The sequence below is a fragment of the Pseudomonas sp. AC463 genome (genome assembly GCF_979253585.1).
The window spans coordinates 52,219-69,211 of the sequence record NZ_CEEDDZ010000018.1; the positions used below are offsets into that span (position 1 = coordinate 52,219).

Consider the following 16,993-nt stretch of genomic DNA (forward strand, 5'->3'; position numbering starts at 1 on the left):
CTCAGTGGACCTCGACCGCAGTGCCTTGCAAGCGCTGCAAAGCCTCGTTCACCGGCTGCGGCAACAACTGGCGCATGCAGTTGTAGTGGCCGAAACGGCAGGTGCGATCAAAGCACGGGCTGCAATCGAGGCCCAGGCGCACCACTTCGACCTTGTCGGCCAGCGGCGGGGTAAAGCCCGGCGATGTGGAACCGTACACCGCCACCAGCGGGCGGTTCAGCGCGGCGGCCACGTGCATCAGGCCGGAGTCGTTGGATACCACCGAGTCAGCGCAGGACAGCAAGTCGATGGCCTCGGCCAACGAGGTGTCGCCACTGAGGTTCACCGCCTCTTCGCGCAGGCCGGGGATCAGGCGCTGGCGAATGTCTTCACCCACCGGGTGATCCTTTTTCGAACCGAACAACCACACCTGCCAGCCTTCGCGAATTTTCGCCTCGGCGACCTTGGCGTAATGCTCCGACGGCCAGCGCTTGGACTCGCCAAACTCGGCCCCTGGGCACAGCGCCAACACCGGGCGATCCAGTTGCAGGCCGAACTTGGCCAGCGCGGCGTCGCGGCTCACCGGGTCAATCTGCAGGCTCGGGCGCGGGTACGGCTTGGGCAGCTCGGCGCCGGGCGCGTAGGCCAGGGCCATGAAGCGTTCGATCATCAGCGGGTAGCGGGCTTTGTCCAGCGTGCGCACGTCGTTGAGCAGCACGTAGCGGAATTCGCCGCGCCAGCCGGTGCGCTTGGGGATGCCGGCAAAATACGGCACCAACGCCGACTTCAGCGAATTGGGCAGCAGGATCGCCTGGTCGTACTGGCCGGCCAGGGATTTGCCGATACGCCGGCGGGTCGCCAGTTCCAGCGCGCCATGGCCGAGCGGAAAGCTCAAGGCCGCGCGCACTTCGGGCATGCGCTCAAGGATCGGCCGGCTCCACTCGGGGGCGAGCACGTCGATCTGGCAGTCTGGATAGCGCTGGCGCAGGCACTGGAACAGTGTCTGTGCCATCACCATGTCACCGACCCAACTGGGCCCAACGATCAGAATATTCATGTAGTTTCCACAAACGATGCGGGGAGGCTTATGCCTCCCCGCCCTAATAGTGTTTCAGCTCAAGCCCAGCGCCTGCCAGATTCGCATCACCTGCCGCCGTTCGTCGGCGAACTGGTCCCCGGCAACCGTACCGGCCTCGTTTTGCAGGGCCTGGCGGTGCGCGGCGGAACGGTAGGCCTTATACACCTCGCGCAGCAGATGGGCATCGGCGGCGGGCATCAACCCCACCTGCTCCAGGCCTTCCAGAATGCGGATATTGTCGGTATAGCGCAGCAACGATGGATGTTGCGCAGACCACGCCAAAGCCGCGTATTGCACCATAAATTCAATATCGACGATACCTCCGGCGTCCTGCTTGAGGTCGAACGCCGCCGTGGCCTCGAAGGCATTGGCGCCGGTTCCGGCCGCGGTGCTCTTGGTGCCGAGGTTGTCACGCATCTTCGCGCGCATCTCGCTGACCTCCTGGCGCAGCGTGGCCAAGTCGCGCTCACGCCCCAACACTTTAGCGCGTACCTGCTCGAACGCCTGGCCCACATCCTGGCTGCCGACCAGCACCCGCGCGCGGATCAGGGCCTGATGCTCCCAGGTCCAGGCTTCATTTTGTTGATAGCGCTCGAACGCCCCCAGCGAACTCACCAGCAAACCGGACGCGCCGGAAGGTCGCAGGCGCATGTCCACTTCATACAACTGGCCGGAGTTGGTCTGGGTGGTCAGCAAGTGAATGATCCTCTGGCCCAGGCGCGTAAAAAACTGCGCGCCATCAATCGGCTTGGCGCCGTCGGTTTCGGCCTGCGGGTCGCCGTCGTGGACAAATACCAGGTCCAGGTCGGAACCATGCCCCAGTTCGATCCCGCCGACTTTGCCATAGCCGACAATGATGAACCCCGGGTCGCACAGGGTGCCGTCCAAACGCTGCGGCGAGCCGTGGCGCGCCACGGTCTGGCGCCAGGCCAGGGCCAGCACTTGTTCGAGGATGGCTTCGGCGAGCCAGGTGAGGTAGTCGCTGACTTTCATCAACGGCAGGCTGCCGGCGATTTCCGAGGCGGCCACGCGCAGGCGGTGGGCCAGTTTGAAGTGACGCAGGGCTTCCATCTGCTGCTCAAGGTCGTCCTCGGGGATGCGCGTGAGGCGCTCGCGCAGCTCGGCGGCGAGTTCCGGCGCCAAGGGCGGCTTGAACAGGCGGCCTTCGTTGAGCAATTCATCCAGCAGCAGCGGGAAGCGCGTGATCTGCTCGGCGATCCAGGGGCTGGCGGCGCACAGGGTCAGCAGACGGCGCAGAGCGTCGGGGTTTTCGGTGAGCAGCACCAGGTAGGCGGAACGCCGCGCGACGGCTTCCACCAATGGCAGCACGCGCTCAAGCACCAAGTCAGGGTTGGCGTGCTCGACGGACTGGGCCAGCAGGCGCGGAATAAAGGCATCCAGCCGCTCGCGACCGAGGCGCTGCATGGCGCGCAATTGCGGGCTGCCGCGCAGGCCGGCGAGAGCCTTGAGCGCCTTGGGCGCGTCGGTAAAGCCGCCCTCGGCAAGCTGGCGGCAGGCAGCGTCTTCGTCCTGGGATTCTTCCCACAGCGGCAACCACTCCCCGCCCACGACCAGCTCGCCTTCTTCGCCGTCTTCTTCATCAGGATCGGCAATCACCTGGCGGAAGTGCCAATCCACCCGGCCACGCCAGTGCATCAGGCGCTCATGGAACGCGGCCCAGTCGGCAAAACCCAACATAAAGGCAATGCGCGCCTGGTCTTCCGGGGTGTGGGGGAGCATTTGCGTCTGGCGATCGGCAATCGCCTGGATCGCGTGTTCGGTGTAGCGCAAAAATTCATAGCCATTGCGCAACTCGGCGATCACCGCCGGCGGCAGGTAGCCCTGGCCTTCGAGGGTGCCGAGCACCTTGAGCAGCGGGCGCTGTTGCAGGCTGAGGTCGCGGCCGCCGTGGATCAGCTGGAACGCCTGGGCGATAAATTCCACTTCGCGGATGCCGCCCGAGCCCAGCTTGATATTGTCGGCCATGCCCTTGCGCCGCACTTCCTGCTGGATCAGCTGCTTCATGGTGCGCAGCGCTTCGATGGCGGAAAAGTCCAGGTAACGGCGGTACACGAAGGGTCGCAACATATCCAGCAACTGCGCGCCAGCCAACTGGTCGCCGGCCACCACGCGGGCCTTGATCATCGCGTAGCGCTCCCAGTCGCGGCCCTGGTCCTGGTAGTACTGCTCCAGCGCATTGAAACTGAGCACCAGCGCGCCGGCCGACCCGTAGGGACGCAGGCGCATGTCGACACGGAACACGAAGCCGTCGACGGTCATCGGGTCGAGGGCCTTGATCAGTTTTTGACCAAGGCGAATGAAGAATTCCTGGTTATCCAGCGAGCGCTTCACGCCGACGGTCTCGCCGCCTTCGGGGTAGGCAAAGATCAGGTCGATATCCGACGACAGGTTCAACTCCACCGCGCCGAGCTTGCCCATGCCGAGGATGACCATGTGCTGGGCTTCGCCGCTGCGCCGGCCGGTAGGCGTGCCGAATTGCACGCAGTGGCGCTGGTACAACCACTGGTAGGCCTGATCGATGCTGGCGTCGGCCATGTCGGAGAGGTCGCGGCAGGTTTGCACCAGGTCGGCCTGGCGGGTCAGGTCGCGCCAGATGATGCGCACTTGCTGGCGCGTGCGCTGGCGGCGCAGCACGCGGCCCAGTTCATCTTCTGTTTCGGCCTGTTGCACCGCGCCGGCGATCTGGCTGCACAGCTCACCCGGCGCAAAGCCGCGGTCCAGCTCACCCCAGGCTACGAGCTCGAGCAACATCAAAGGGTCACGAACACTCTGTTCAATCACGAAATCACTGGCGGCGCACACGCGGGCGAAGTCGGCCCACCGTTGCGGCGTCCACGCAGAAAGTCCATGATCGTCGTCCAGCGCGGCCACGGCGTCACGAAATGACTGCTCGGCCCGCTGGGCGTAAGGCAAGAGAATGGCCGGCAGTTTGGCCAGCGTTGGAAGGCTCATGGTCTATCCTTGATCGGCGCGTAAATGGCCTGTTGCTGTGAACGCAAGAACCACGCTCGGTGAAGGACTGTCGAACAAAGGTTAGAAATAGCTGAAATTAATTTCATTTTGGCAGCCAACATCAAACATTCACCTTTTCTTGTTCGCAAATGATCAACAATAACGATTATGCTCACCAGCCAGACCGAGCAATCCGCTCAGTCTTGTGTAGTTTTACTACTCGTATATACATTCGAAAGGCTGAAATGGCCGACGATTTGTAGTAAAACTACAGGACGCCGAAGCAACCTTCGGCCATCCAAGAATTTATGTCGTCTGCCCACAAGGCCAGTCGCAAACTTCAGGCAACCGATTCTGGTAGCCTTTCCGCCCTGGAGCAAGCCATGCAAGACCTCGATCCCGTCGAAACCCAGGAATGGCTGGACGCCCTGGAATCGGTTCTCGACAAAGAAGGCGAAGACCGTGCTCACTACCTGATGACCCGTATGGGCGAACTCGCAACCCGCAGCGGTTCGCAATTGCCTTACGCCATCACTACGCCGTACCGCAACACCATCCCCGTTACCCACGAAGCACGCATGCCTGGCGACCTGTTCATGGAACGCCGCATTCGCTCGCTGGTACGTTGGAACGCCATGGCGATGGTAATGCGCACGAACTTGAAAGATTCTGACTTGGGCGGTCACATCTCCAGCTTCGCTTCCAGCGCAACCCTGTATGACATCGGCTTCAACTACTTCTTCCAGGCCCCGACCGACGAACACGGCGGCGACCTGATCTACTTCCAGGGCCACACCTCGCCAGGCGTCTACGCCCGTGCGTTCATGGAAGGCCGCATCACCGAAGACCAGATGAACAACTTCCGCCAGGAAGTCGACGGTGGCGGCTTGTCGTCGTACCCGCACCCATGGCTGATGCCTGATTTCTGGCAGTTCCCGACTGTGTCCATGGGCCTTGGCCCGATCCAGGCGATCTACCAGGCACGCTTCATGAAGTACCTGGAAGCCCGTGGTTTCATCCCGGAAGGCAAGCAGAAAGTCTGGTGCTTCCTGGGCGACGGCGAGTGCGACGAGCCGGAATCCCTGGGTGCCATCTCCCTGGCCGGCCGCGAGAAGCTGGACAACCTGATCTTCGTCATCAACTGCAACCTGCAGCGCCTCGACGGCCCGGTTCGCGGCAACGGCAAGATCATCCAGGAACTCGAAGGCGTGTTCCGCGGTGCACACTGGAACGTGACCAAAGTCATCTGGGGCCGTTTCTGGGACCCACTGCTGGCCAAGGACGTCGACGGCATCCTGCAACGTCGCATGGACGAAGTCATCGACGGCGAGTACCAGAACTACAAAGCCAAAGACGGCGCGTTCGTGCGTGAACACTTCTTCAACACGCCAGAACTCAAGGCGATGGTTGCAGACCTGTCCGACGACGAGATCTGGAAACTCAACCGTGGCGGCCACGACCCGTACAAGGTCTACGCGGCGTACCACGAAGCGGTCAACCACAAAGAACAACCAACCGTCATCCTGGCCAAGACCATCAAGGGTTATGGCACCGGTGCCGGCGAAGCGAAGAACACTGCGCACAACACCAAGAAAGTCGATGTCGACAGCCTGAAGTTGTTCCGCGACCGTTTCGACATCCCGGTCAAAGACGAAGAGCTGGAGAACCTGCCGTTCTTCAAGCCAGAGCCAAACAGCGCCGAAGCCCGCTACCTGGCCGAGCGCCGCGCCGCACTGGGCGGTTTCGTGCCACAGCGCCGTGCGCAGAGCTTCAGCGTACCGACGCCGGACCTCAGCACCCTCAAGGCTATCCTTGACGGTTCGGGCGACCGTGAAATCTCCACCACCATGGCTTTCGTGCGCATCCTGGCGCAGCTGGTCAAGGACAAGGAAATCGGCCCGCGCATCGTTCCGATCATCCCGGACGAAGCCCGTACCTTCGGTATGGAAGGCATGTTCCGTCAGTTGGGCATCTACTCCTCCGTCGGCCAGCTCTACGAGCCAGTCGATAAAGACCAGGTGATGTTCTACAAGGAAGACAAGAAGGGCCAGATCCTCGAAGAAGGCATCAACGAAGCGGGCGCCATGAGCTCCTTCATCGCTGCCGGTACTTCGTACTCCAGCCACAACCAGCCGATGCTGCCGTTCTACATCTTCTACTCGATGTTCGGTTTCCAGCGCATTGGCGACCTGGCGTGGGCAGCCGGCGACAGCCGTACCCGTGGCTTCCTGATCGGCGGTACCGCCGGCCGGACTACGTTGAACGGCGAAGGCCTGCAACACGAAGACGGTCACAGCCACATCCTGGCTGCCACCATCCCGAACTGCCGCACCTTTGATCCAACCTACGGCTACGAGCTGGCGGTGATCATCCAGGACGGCATGAAGAAGATGACCGAAGAGCAGCAGGACGTTTTCTACTACATCACCGTGATGAACGAGTCCTACCAGCAGCCAGCCATGCCGGCCGGTGTCGAGGAAGGCATCATCAAGGGCATGTACCTGCTCGAAGAAGACACCAAGGAAGCAGCGCACCACGTACAGCTGATGGGCTCCGGCACCATCCTGCGCGAAGTGCGTGAAGCGGCGAAGATCTTGCGTGACGAGTTCAACGTCGGCGCCGACGTGTGGAGCGTTACCAGCTTCAACGAACTGCGCCGCGACGGCCTGGCCGTTGAGCGCAACAACCGCCTGCACCCTGGCCAGAAGCCACAACTGAGCTACGTCGAAGAATGCCTGAACGGCCGTAAAGGTCCGGTCATCGCGTCCACCGACTACATGAAGCTGTTTGCTGAACAGATTCGCCAGTGGGTCCCGTCCAAGGAATTCAAAGTCCTGGGCACCGACGGTTTCGGTCGCAGTGACAGCCGTAAAAAGCTGCGTCACTTCTTCGAAGTCGACCGTCATTTCGTGGTGTTGGCAGCCCTGGAAGCCTTGGCTGACCGTGGTGAGATCGAACCCAAGGTGGTAGCAGACGCTATCGTCAAGTTCGGGATCAACCCGGAAAAACGCAACCCACTGGACTGCTGAGGAGATTTTTTGTGAGCGAACTCATTCGCGTACCTGACATCGGCAGCGGTGAAGGTGAAGTAATCGAACTGTTTGTGAAGGTCGGCGACAAAGTCGAAGCCGACCAGAGCATCCTGACCCTGGAATCGGACAAGGCGAGCATGGAAATCCCTGCTCCCAAGGCCGGCGTGGTCAAGAGCCTGAAAGTGAAGCTGGGCGACCGTCTGAAAGAAGGCGACGAACTGCTGGAACTGGAAATCGAAGGCGCCGCTGATGCGGCCCCTGCGGCGGCGGCTCCTGCTGCTGCGGCTGCACCAGCGCCTGCTGCCGAAAAACCTGCTGCTGCCGAGGCCCCAGCGGCCCCGGCTGCTGCACCGACCGCCGCCACTGTCCAGGAAATTCATGTTCCGGACATCGGTTCGTCGGGCAAGGCCAAGATCATCGAGCTGCTGGTCAAGGTCGGCGACACCGTCGAAGCCGACCAGTCGCTGATCACCCTGGAGTCCGACAAGGCCTCCATGGAAATCCCTTCGCCGGCTGCCGGCGTGGTGGAAAGCATCGCGGTCAAGCTGGAAGACGAAGTTGGCACTGGCGACTTCATCCTCAAGCTGAAAGTACAAGGCGCTGCAGCTGCAGCTGCCGCTGCTCCAGCCCCGGCTGCTGCTCCGGCCGCCAAGGCTGAAGCTGCACCGGCTGCCGCCGCACCTGCGCCTGCTGCAAAAGCCGAGGCCGCTCCGGCCCCTGCCGCTGCTGCACCTGCGCCAAGCGGTGCCAAAGTTCACGCCGGCCCTGCCGTGCGTCAACTGGCCCGTGAGTTCGGCGTAGAGCTCAACGCTGTGTCGGCCACCGGCCCGCACGGTCGCGTGCTGAAAGAAGACGTGCAGGTTTACGTCAAAAACATGATGCAGAAAGCCAAGGAAGCGCCGGCTGCCGGCGGCGCTACCGGTGGTTCGGGCATTCCGCCGATCCGCACCGTGGACTTCAGCCGCTTCGGCGAAACCGAAGAAGTGCCGATGACCCGCCTGATGCAAATCGGCGCGGCCGGCCTGCACGCCAGCTGGCTGAACATCCCGCACGTGACTCAGTTCGACCAGGCCGACATCACCGACCTGGAAGCTTTCCGCGTTGCGCAGAAAGCCGTGGCCGAGAAGGCCGGCGTGAAACTGACCGTGCTGCCACTGCTGCTCAAAGCCTGTGCGCACCTGCTCAAGGAGCTGCCAGACTTCAACAGTTCGCTGGCGCCAAGCGGCAAGGCGATCATTCGCAAGAAGTACGTGAACGTTGGCTTCGCCGTCGATACCCCGGATGGCCTGCTGGTACCGGTCATCAAGAACGTCGACCAGAAGAGCCTGCTGCAGCTGGCCGCTGAGGCTGCTGCACTGGCTGCCAAGGCGCGTGACAAGAAGCTCACCCCGGACGACATGCAGGGCGCGTGCTTCACCATCTCCAGCCTCGGTCACATTGGCGGCACTGGCTTCACGCCAATCGTCAACGCGCCGGAAGTGGCGATCCTGGGTGTGTCCAAGGCCACTATCCAGCCTGTGTGGGACGGTAAAGCATTCCAGCCGAAGCTGATGCTGCCGCTGTCGCTGTCCTACGATCACCGTGTGATCAACGGCGCCGCTGCTGCACGCTTCACGCAGCGCCTGAGCCAACTGCTCAACGACATCCGCACCATCTTGCTGTAACCCGCAGCGCGCCTCCCCTTCACCGGGAAGGCGCGCTTGCAACGATTTCCGAGCGCCACGCTCGTACCTCAACCCCGCCCTCTGGCGGGGCTTTTTTTGCCTGTTTTGCGCGAATAAATTGGACAGACAAAACAGGTTTGTACACCTTCCATCACCGCGACTGTAGAAATCCCCCGCGCGGCCGATAACACCCTTATAGCACTTAGCCTTCATCCTCTCTTGTCAGCCCGCGCCGCATGATGCAACCTTGCCGCAGGCAACAGAAAAGAGGGCGTGAGCCCGGCGCCGTGCGCGTTATTTCAAGTGAGTTCCCCCCATGAAAAGCCAACCCGATGTCGCCCGTATGGCGGCCGAGGTAGTGACGCAGTTACCGGTGCCCTCGCGCCTCGGTATGCTGCGTTTCGAGCGGCTGAATGAGGCTAGCTGGGCGCTCCTTTACCTCGACCCCAACTGCGAGCGCCAATTCGGCCTGCCGGCGGTCGAGCTGTGCGCCCTGCTCGGCACGCCCTACGCCAGCCTGATGGAACCCCAGGCGCGCTATCAACTGCACGACACCATCCAGCAACAACTGACGCTGAGCCCTCACTATCTGGTGCGCTACACCCTGCACACCAACGACGGCCCGCTGAGCCTGCTGGAAATGGGCGAAGCCTACAAACAACACAATCGCCACCTGTTGCGCGGCTACCTGATGGTGGTCGACGGCCTGTTCAGCGAAATCCCCAGCGCCGCCCCCACGGCAGACCTGGAAAGCCAGAACAGCCGCCTGCAGATCGCCCTGGAGCTCAACCAGCGCGCCCAGCTGGAACAACTGCAGCACCTGGAACGGGTGCGCGCCCAGCAGGAACTGATCCTGCTGCTGGCCCGCCAGCGCTACACCGGCAACAATTCGCTGCAGGAAGCCGCCGAGCTGATCACCCGCAGCGCCTGCGACATCTACCAGATCGACTGCGCGAGCATCTGGAACCTCGAAGGCCAGCGCCTGGTGCCGATCTCGGCGTACCACCGCGCCGACCAGCAGCACCACTTGCCCGAGCCGATCGACGCCAGCTGCTTCCCGGATTATCTCGAAGCCCTGCACACCAGCCGCGCCATCGACGCCACCAATGCCATGCGCGACCCGCGCACCCGCGAAATGGCCGAGAACCTGCGCGCCAAGGACATCCACGCCATGCTCGACGCGAGCATCCGTGTCGACGGCCAGGTGGTCGGCGTGCTGTGCCTGGAACAGGGCGGCAGCTCGCGCGCCTGGCAGGCCGATGAGATTGCCTTCGCCGGCGAACTGGCCGACCAGTTCGCGCAAGTGATCAACAACCACAACCGCCGCACCGCCACCAGCGCCCTGCACCTGTTCCAGCGTGCGGTGGAGCAAAGTGCCAACGCCTTTTTGCTGGTCAACTGCGATGGCGTGGTCGAGTACGTCAACCCGAGCTTTACCGCGATCACCCAGTACAGCGCCGAAGAAGTCCACGGCCACCGCCTGGCGCAACTGCCGGCCCTGGAAAACCTCAGTGAATTGCTGTTCGACGCGCCGTCCAGCCTGGCCAAGAGCAACAGCTGGCAGGGCGAGTTCAAGAGCCGGCGCAAAAACCTCGAACCCTACTGGGGCCAGCTGTCGATCTCCAAGGTGTATGGCGACAACCGTGAGCTGACCCACTACATCGGCATCTACGAAGACATCACCCAGACCAAGCTGGCGCAGCAGCGCATCGAACGCCTGGCTTACACCGACAACCTGACGAACCTGGGCAACCGCCCGGCGTTCATCCGCAACCTTGACGAACGCTTTGCGCGCGACAGCGACAGCCCGATCAGCCTGTTGCTGGTGGACATCGACAACTTCAAGCGGATCAACGACAGCCTCGGCCACCAGACCGGCGACAAGCTGCTGATCAGCCTGGCACGGCGCCTGCGCAACAGCCTGAGCAGCGGCGGCAGCCTGGCGCGGTTTGCCAGTAACGAATTTGCCGTGCTGCTCGATGACGCAGATTTGGAGAGCGGCCAGCAGGTCGCCAGCCAGTTGTTGGCGACCCTCGACAAGCCGATGTTCGTCGACAACCAGTTGATCAGCGTCACCGGCTCCGTGGGCCTCGCCTGCGCGCCGCTGCATGGCCGCGACCCGCAGACCCTGATGCGTAACGCCGGGCTGGCCCTGCACAAGGCCAAGGCCAACGGCAAACACCAGGTACAGGTGTTTACCGAAGCGCTGAACGCCGAGGCCAGCTACAAGCTGTTCGTGGAAAACAACCTGCGCCGCGCCCTGACCCAGAACGAGCTGGACGTGTTCTACCAGCCCAAGCTCTGCCTGCGCAGCGGCCGCCTGCTGGGCATGGAAGCGCTGCTGCGCTGGAACCACCCGGAAAAGGGCATGATCCGCCCCGACCAGTTCATCAGCGTGGCCGAAGAGACCGGGCTGATCATCCCCATCGGCAAGTGGATCGCGCGCCAGGCCTGCCGCATGAGCAAGCAACTGAGCGCCGCCGGCATGGGCAACTTGCAGGTGGCGATCAACCTGTCACCCAAGCAGTTCTCCGACCCCGACCTGGTGGCCTCGATTGCCACGATCCTCAAGGAAGAACAGCTGCCGGCCAACCTGCTGGAGCTTGAACTGACCGAAGGCCTGCTGCTGGAAGCCACCGAAGACACGCGCCTGCAGCTGGACCAGTTGAAGAGCTTTGGCCTGACCCTGGCCATGGACGACTTCGGCACCGGTTACTCGTCGCTGAGCTACCTGAAAAAATTCCCCATCGACATCATCAAGATCGATCGCAGCTTTATCCACGAAATCCCGGACAACCAGGACGACATGGAAATCACCTCGGCCGTGATCGCCATGGCCCACAACCTCAAGCTCAAGGTGGTGGCCGAAGGCATCGAGACCTCCGAGCAACTGGCGTTCCTGCGCCGGCATCGTTGCGACGTGGGCCAGGGCTACCTGTTCGACCGGCCAATCCCCGGTGCCGAGCTGCTCGAGAAGCTCAAACGCTACCCGCGCGGGCCAATCGCCTGACAGCGCCGTAACACTCGGGCACACTGGCGGTCTGAATTTTTACCCAACTCAATCTGACTGAGAGGACTGATCATGGTCTTGCGCTCGGAAATTCTGGTGAACAAAAACGTGTTGCCTACTCAAGAACAAGCTTTGCCTGGCCGTGAAACCCCGATGAACCTGCCGGAAACACACTTCGTCAACGGCAACCCCTTGCTGGGCCCGTTCCTGGATGACGTGGGTTTTGCGATCTTCGGCCTGGGCTGCTTCTGGGGCGCCGAGCGCAAGTTCTGGCAGCGCGATGGCGTGGTCAGCACCGTGGTCGGCTACGCCGGCGGCTACACGCCGAACCCGACCTACGAAGAAGTCTGCTCGGGCCTGACTGGCCACAGCGAAGTGGTGCTGGTGGTGTACGACCAGGCCAAGCTCAAGTATGAAGACCTGCTGAAAATGTTCTGGGAACTGCACAACCCGACCCAGGGCATGCGCCAGGGTAACGACATCGGCAGCCAGTACCGTTCGGTGATCTACGCGACCACCCCTGAGCAATTGGCCGCGGCACAGGCCAGCGCCGAGGCGTATCAGGCTGAATTGACCAAAGCGGGCCTGGGTGTGATTACCACCGAGATCGACGAGGCGCCAACGGTGTACTTCGCCGAGACCTATCACCAGCAGTACCTGGCGAAAAATCCCCAGGGCTATTGCGGGATCGGCGGGACTGGCGTGACCTGCCCGATCTGAGGTCGAAGCAAATTAAAATGTGGGAGGGGGCAAGTCGAATCGTCGCACCGCCCCTCCCACATTTGATATGTATCTGGCTTGGGAGCTGATTACTCAGCAATCAGCCAATCCATCTGCCAGCCACCCTGGGTCTGGCCAAGCTGCTTGGACAACCACGGCAGCAACTCACGCAATTCCTCCTCCAAACCCCATGGCGGGTTGGCGATCGCCAGGCCCGAGCCGGTCAGGGTGTTGGGTGTGTCCAGCGGGTGTACCAGCAATTCCACGCGCAGCAATTTCGGCGCGCCAGTGCCGGCCAGGTCCTGGTAGAAGCGGCGCAACATGCGTTGGTCCTTCACCGGGTACCAGATGGCCGCGACGGTCTGGCGCATGCGGCTCACGGCTTCCTTGAGGGAGGCGGCGCAGCGCTGCATTTCATCGAGTTTCTCGAACGGCGGATCGATCAGCATCAGCGCGCGTTTTTCAGGCACCGGCAACAACGCCCGGGGCACGTGCCAACCCTCGCCCAGGTGCACCTTGACGCGACGATCACCCTTCATGTTGTCCTTGAGCAGCACGCCGTCTTCCGGGTGTTTTTCATTCAGCAACACACGGTCCTGCGGGCGGGTGAGGCGTCGTGCCAGCTCCGGCGAGCCTGGGTAGTAGCGCAACTGGCCATCCGGGTTCATCTCGTGCAGTACGCGCATGTAGTCGGAGGTCAGCGGCGGCAGGTCGCTTTGGCCCCACAGGCGGGCGATGCCTTCCAGGTATTCACCGGTGCGGTTGGCCTGGTCGCCTTGCAGGTCGTACAGCCCAATGCCCGCGTGGGTGTCGAGGTAGGCGAACGGCTGCTCCTTGCGCGACATCAAGGCGATGAGGCGGGTCAAGGTCAGGTGTTTGAAGACATCGGCGTGGTTGCCCGCGTGAAAGGCGTGACGATAATTCATGGTTGCTCCTGCGCAGGGTGCGAAGTTTACCTTTTACCGGCGCAAAGGTGCAGGGCCGCATGCCCGGCGGTGCTTATGCCGCAAACACAGCGGGCGGGGCGAAAAAAATCTAAATGGCAGCGCGGGCGCGGATTTATTGTGGCGGGCAGCCCATCCAAGGAGGACAACAATAATCATGAAAGACGCCACCATCGCCCTGCACCACGGCTTCAAGTCCGACCCGACCACCAAGGCCGTCGCGGTGCCGATCTACCAGAACGTCGCCTTCGAATTCGATAACGCCCAGCACGGCGCCGACCTGTTCAACCTCGACGTGCCCGGCAACATCTACACGCGGATCATGAACCCCACCAACGACGTGCTGGAGCAGCGCCTCGCCGCCCTCGAAGGCGGTATCGCGGCCCTGGCCGTGTCGGCCGGCAGCGCCGCGATCCACTACGCGATCCAGACCCTCACCCGCGCCGGCGACAATATCGTCACCACCCCGCAGCTGTACGGCGGCACCTACACCCTGTTCGCCCACCTGCTGCCGAGCTTCGGCGTTGACGTACGCTTTGCCCGCGACGACTCCGCTGAGGCCATCGCCGAGCTGATCGATGACAACACCAAGCTGGTGTACTGCGAAAGCATCGGCAACCCGGCGGGCAATATCATCGACATCGAAGCCCTGGCCAACGTAGCCCACGCCCGTGGCGTGCCGCTGGTGGTGGACAACACCGTGGCCACGCCGATCCTGTGCAAGCCGATCCAGTTCGGCGCCGACATCGTGGTGCACTCGGTGACCAAATACGTCGGCGGTCACGGCAACTCCCTGGGCGGGGTGATCGTCGACAGCGGCACCTTCCCCTGGGCGCAACACGCGGACAAATTCCCCGGCCTCAACAGGCCCGAGCCGGCCTATCACGGCGTGGTCTATACCGAAAAATTCGGCCCCGCCGCGTTTATCGCCCGGGCCCGCACCGTGCCATTGCGCAACACCGGCGCAGCGCTGGCGCCGATGAACGCTTTCCTGCTGCTGCAAGGCCTGGAAACCCTGGCGCTGCGCATGGAACGCCACACCGAAAATGCGCTGAAAGTCGCACAGTTCCTGCAAGGTCACGCCGAGGTGGAATGGGTCAGCTACGCCGGCCTGCCGGACCATCCGCACCACGCCCTGGCGCAAAAATACATGCAAGGCAAACCCTCGGCGATCCTGTCCTTCGGCTTGAAGGGCGGCTTTGATGCCGGCGTACGCTTCTACGACGCACTGCAAATCTTCAAGCGCCTGGTCAACATCGGTGACGCCAAATCCCTCGCCTGCCACCCAGCCTCCACCACCCATCGGCAGATGAATGAACAGGAGCAAGCCAAGGCCGGCGTGAAGCCGGAGATGATCCGCCTGTCGGTGGGCATCGAGGCGATTGAAGACCTGATCGACGACCTGCAACAGGCACTGGGCTCAACCCGAGTCTGACGCCAGGGCGTTGGCCAGTGCCTCATAGCGGGTATCGGTACCGCGCGCGAAGTAGGCGACCTTGTGCCGCAAGGTCGCCGGCGGGAAGGCGGTGTACAGGTCCGGGCGCTGTTCTTCGAGCCATTGCAGCAGGTTGTCGATCAGGGTTTGCGGTGACTGCTCAGCCAGATGCTTGAGCAAAGGTGCAGGCACTTGCCACCACGGGCTGGCCTTGGCCGGGGTTAAAGGGCCCGGCGCAACCGTCAGCGGCTGGCCATTGATCAGGTAACGCTGGAACACCGGCAACACCGTTGCCGCCGCGTCGCCCAAGCCCTGCAACATCGGTAGAAATTGGCGGCCATCCCAGAAACGCAGAAACACTTCCTGCTTGTCGGGCAGATAAACCTTGGTCAAGCCTCGCAAGTGCGCAATCACGGTTTCCAATGGGCTGGAGGACACTGCCAGCCAGCCCCAGTCCGTGGATTCGGTGGTTTCTATCCAGTCGAGAAAGGGGCTGTCGGGCTCGATGATGGCGACGTAGGGCATTACCTCATTCCATTCGGCGTAGGCTGTGCCGGCCCAGATCGGTTGGGGCGGCATGCCGGCTGCCATTTTTCGCCAGGCGTCGACTGGCTTTGCGTCGCTGGCGTGGCTGAGAATGACGAAGAAGCGCTCGCCTGATTCGAGTAGGTGGTGGGCTAGCCAAGTCCGAGGCGCTAACTGCTTAAGCATTCGAAATAATCCTTTGCACACAGAAGTTAAATAAATAGTCCACCTTCAACCACTGCGATGCCCTGAAAGTTTTCATCCAAGCCAGCCCATATATTCACCCACACACCACACAGTAACCGCGTACCCCCCCATACCCATCAAGAAAACCCCCCACAGTCTTAACTCACGCATTAGCCGGCGAGGAACCTTGTCCAGATCTTCACGCGTAATGGCCCCATCCTTAATATGCAATTTCTGGAAGACAAACATTCCAGCGACAGTATTCACGAAAAAAGTTTTGCTGAAAAAATCAGGGCCAATAAAACGCTTACGGTAAGAGACCAATCCTGAAGCACCCAAGCACTCCAATATCTCATCGACTTTACGATATGAAAAATATACCTGCCCTACCAAAACAAGAACGACCCATAACACCGCGATCACCAAACAATAGATATATAAAACCCTTGCGCCTTCCATATTTACTTCACCCCCTCATAAACAACTTCCCCCAACTTGTCCCCTATGCGAGCTCCGGCATTCCCCCCTATTACGGCTCCAGCTCCCACAACCACCACACCGCAAATTAACCCACCAACGCCAAAGGTTCCTACACCTATAGCAATACACACCGGAGTGGCCGCCAATGTGCCAAAATACGCGCCTGCCGCACCACCGCCTACGGAGCCTAAAAAGCTCCCGCCCTCCGTGAGCTTCACTTTCTTACACTCCGCAGCAGTTCCAACTTGGCAAGTTTCCTTCACCTTTAACGCTGAAGCCGATGCCCCTAAACCAATACCGACAAAACCACCAACTTTCATATATTGGCTCGCCCGTGCAACACCCTGTATGTGAGTCGCATAACCGGGGATCCCCCCTGAAACACCCGACTTTTTCCAATGATGGACAAGGCTGCGACTAGAGATACCCATCGCACTTTTCAGCTTTGGATGATCAGGAATGCCAACGCCTTTACGTACCAAAGGCCCAAGACCGTTATCCAGTTGGCTCAGCAGTAATTTCCGCTCAGCGAAAAACTTAGCGCCTTGCAGCTTGCCGTGCTGTTGAAAGGTTTTTACGTGTAACTTCTCAATATCTGTAAGGATCTTCTCAATGTCGCTCAAATGCTTGCTCACCATGGAGGCCCCCATACCCACCGCCATCGAACCCTCCGCCAAAAAACCCTGAACCACCTCATGGTGCTCCACCATAAACGCCGCTTCCTCATCACTCATCGGCGTCAGCGCATTGTTCACCTCCTGCGCGGCCTCCATCAGCAACGCTTCCTCGCGGGTACATTGGCTGTTGAGTGGGTCGCTGAGGACGAGCATCTGCCCCGGCCGGGCGTACTGCGTGAGGTGTGGATTCAGGCTGCGAAAACGCTCCAGCACAATCGCACTGGGAGACTCGAACAGCGTTTTTTCCAACTCACCACGCGGCATGGCGCGTTGCACAATATGAAAGCCCA

11 protein-coding genes are annotated in these 16,993 nt (G+C 61.4%); 5 read left to right on the forward strand and 6 right to left on the reverse strand.

The features are described 5' to 3' along the window. Nucleotide 1: 1 nt before the first annotated feature. The gene (gene waaF / locus AC0IYH_RS21865) at nucleotides 2-1,036 is read right to left on the reverse strand and encodes a lipopolysaccharide heptosyltransferase II (RefSeq protein WP_116627397.1); all 1,035 of its coding nucleotides are present in this window, start codon (nucleotides 1,034-1,036) and stop codon (nucleotides 2-4) included. A 54-nt stretch (nucleotides 1,037-1,090) separates the two neighbouring features. Next, entirely contained in the window at nucleotides 1,091-4,030 is a 2,940-nt protein-coding gene (glnE, locus tag AC0IYH_RS21870) for a bifunctional [glutamate--ammonia ligase]-adenylyl-L-tyrosine phosphorylase/[glutamate--ammonia-ligase] adenylyltransferase (RefSeq protein ID WP_471836150.1), read from the reverse strand. A 383-nt stretch (nucleotides 4,031-4,413) separates the two neighbouring features. Between glnE and aceE the strand changes: the two genes are divergently transcribed. The 4 genes from aceE to msrA all read left to right on the forward strand — a co-directional run bounded on the left by aceE (nucleotide 4,414) and on the right by msrA (nucleotide 12,456). Further along, complete coding sequence (gene aceE / locus AC0IYH_RS21875) at nucleotides 4,414-7,059, forward strand: pyruvate dehydrogenase (acetyl-transferring), homodimeric type (RefSeq protein ID WP_122774837.1); 2,646 nt, start codon at nucleotides 4,414-4,416, stop codon at nucleotides 7,057-7,059. Nucleotides 7,060-7,070: 11 nt separating this feature from the next. After that, complete coding sequence (gene aceF / locus AC0IYH_RS21880) at nucleotides 7,071-8,726, forward strand: dihydrolipoyllysine-residue acetyltransferase (protein WP_471836152.1); 1,656 nt, start codon at nucleotides 7,071-7,073, stop codon at nucleotides 8,724-8,726. A 316-nt stretch (nucleotides 8,727-9,042) separates the two neighbouring features. Further along, nucleotides 9,043-11,736: a GGDEF and EAL domain-containing protein gene (locus AC0IYH_RS21885; RefSeq protein WP_122774839.1), complete on the forward strand. Its 2,694-nt coding sequence runs from the start codon at nucleotides 9,043-9,045 to the stop codon at nucleotides 11,734-11,736. A gap of 72 nt (nucleotides 11,737-11,808) precedes the next feature. Further along, nucleotides 11,809-12,456 (forward strand): peptide-methionine (S)-S-oxide reductase MsrA, encoded by a 648-nt coding sequence (gene msrA, locus AC0IYH_RS21890; protein ID WP_116627402.1) that lies wholly within the window; start codon nucleotides 11,809-11,811, stop codon nucleotides 12,454-12,456. 89 nt (nucleotides 12,457-12,545) lie between these two features. Here the strand turns inward: msrA and AC0IYH_RS21895 are convergent, their stop codons facing one another. Further along, nucleotides 12,546-13,382, reverse strand: a complete 837-nt coding sequence (locus AC0IYH_RS21895) for a 23S rRNA (adenine(2030)-N(6))-methyltransferase RlmJ (RefSeq protein WP_116627403.1) — start codon at nucleotides 13,380-13,382, stop codon at nucleotides 12,546-12,548. A gap of 175 nt (nucleotides 13,383-13,557) precedes the next feature. On the opposite strand from AC0IYH_RS21895, the gene AC0IYH_RS21900 reads away from it, so the two are divergent. Next, the gene (locus tag AC0IYH_RS21900) at nucleotides 13,558-14,835 is read left to right on the forward strand and encodes an O-acetylhomoserine aminocarboxypropyltransferase/cysteine synthase family protein (protein WP_471836155.1); all 1,278 of its coding nucleotides are present in this window, start codon (nucleotides 13,558-13,560) and stop codon (nucleotides 14,833-14,835) included. On the opposite strand, the gene AC0IYH_RS21905 is transcribed toward AC0IYH_RS21900, so the two are convergent. The 3 genes from AC0IYH_RS21905 to AC0IYH_RS21915 form a co-directional block, all read right to left on the reverse strand. Continuing rightward, nucleotides 14,821-15,546: a DUF4123 domain-containing protein gene (locus AC0IYH_RS21905; RefSeq protein WP_471836157.1), complete on the reverse strand. Its 726-nt coding sequence runs from the start codon at nucleotides 15,544-15,546 to the stop codon at nucleotides 14,821-14,823. The two genes, AC0IYH_RS21900 and AC0IYH_RS21905, sit on opposite strands and share 15 nt — an antisense overlap. 72 nt (nucleotides 15,547-15,618) lie before the next feature. Then, a complete protein-coding gene (locus tag AC0IYH_RS21910) occupies nucleotides 15,619-16,005 on the reverse strand; it encodes a hypothetical protein (RefSeq protein ID WP_471836158.1) in 387 nt (128 codons plus the stop codon). Between the two features lie 2 nt (nucleotides 16,006-16,007). Further along, nucleotides 16,008-16,979, reverse strand: a complete 972-nt coding sequence (locus tag AC0IYH_RS21915; protein WP_471836159.1) for a hypothetical protein — start codon at nucleotides 16,977-16,979, stop codon at nucleotides 16,008-16,010. Between the last annotated feature and the right edge of the window lie 14 nt (nucleotides 16,980-16,993).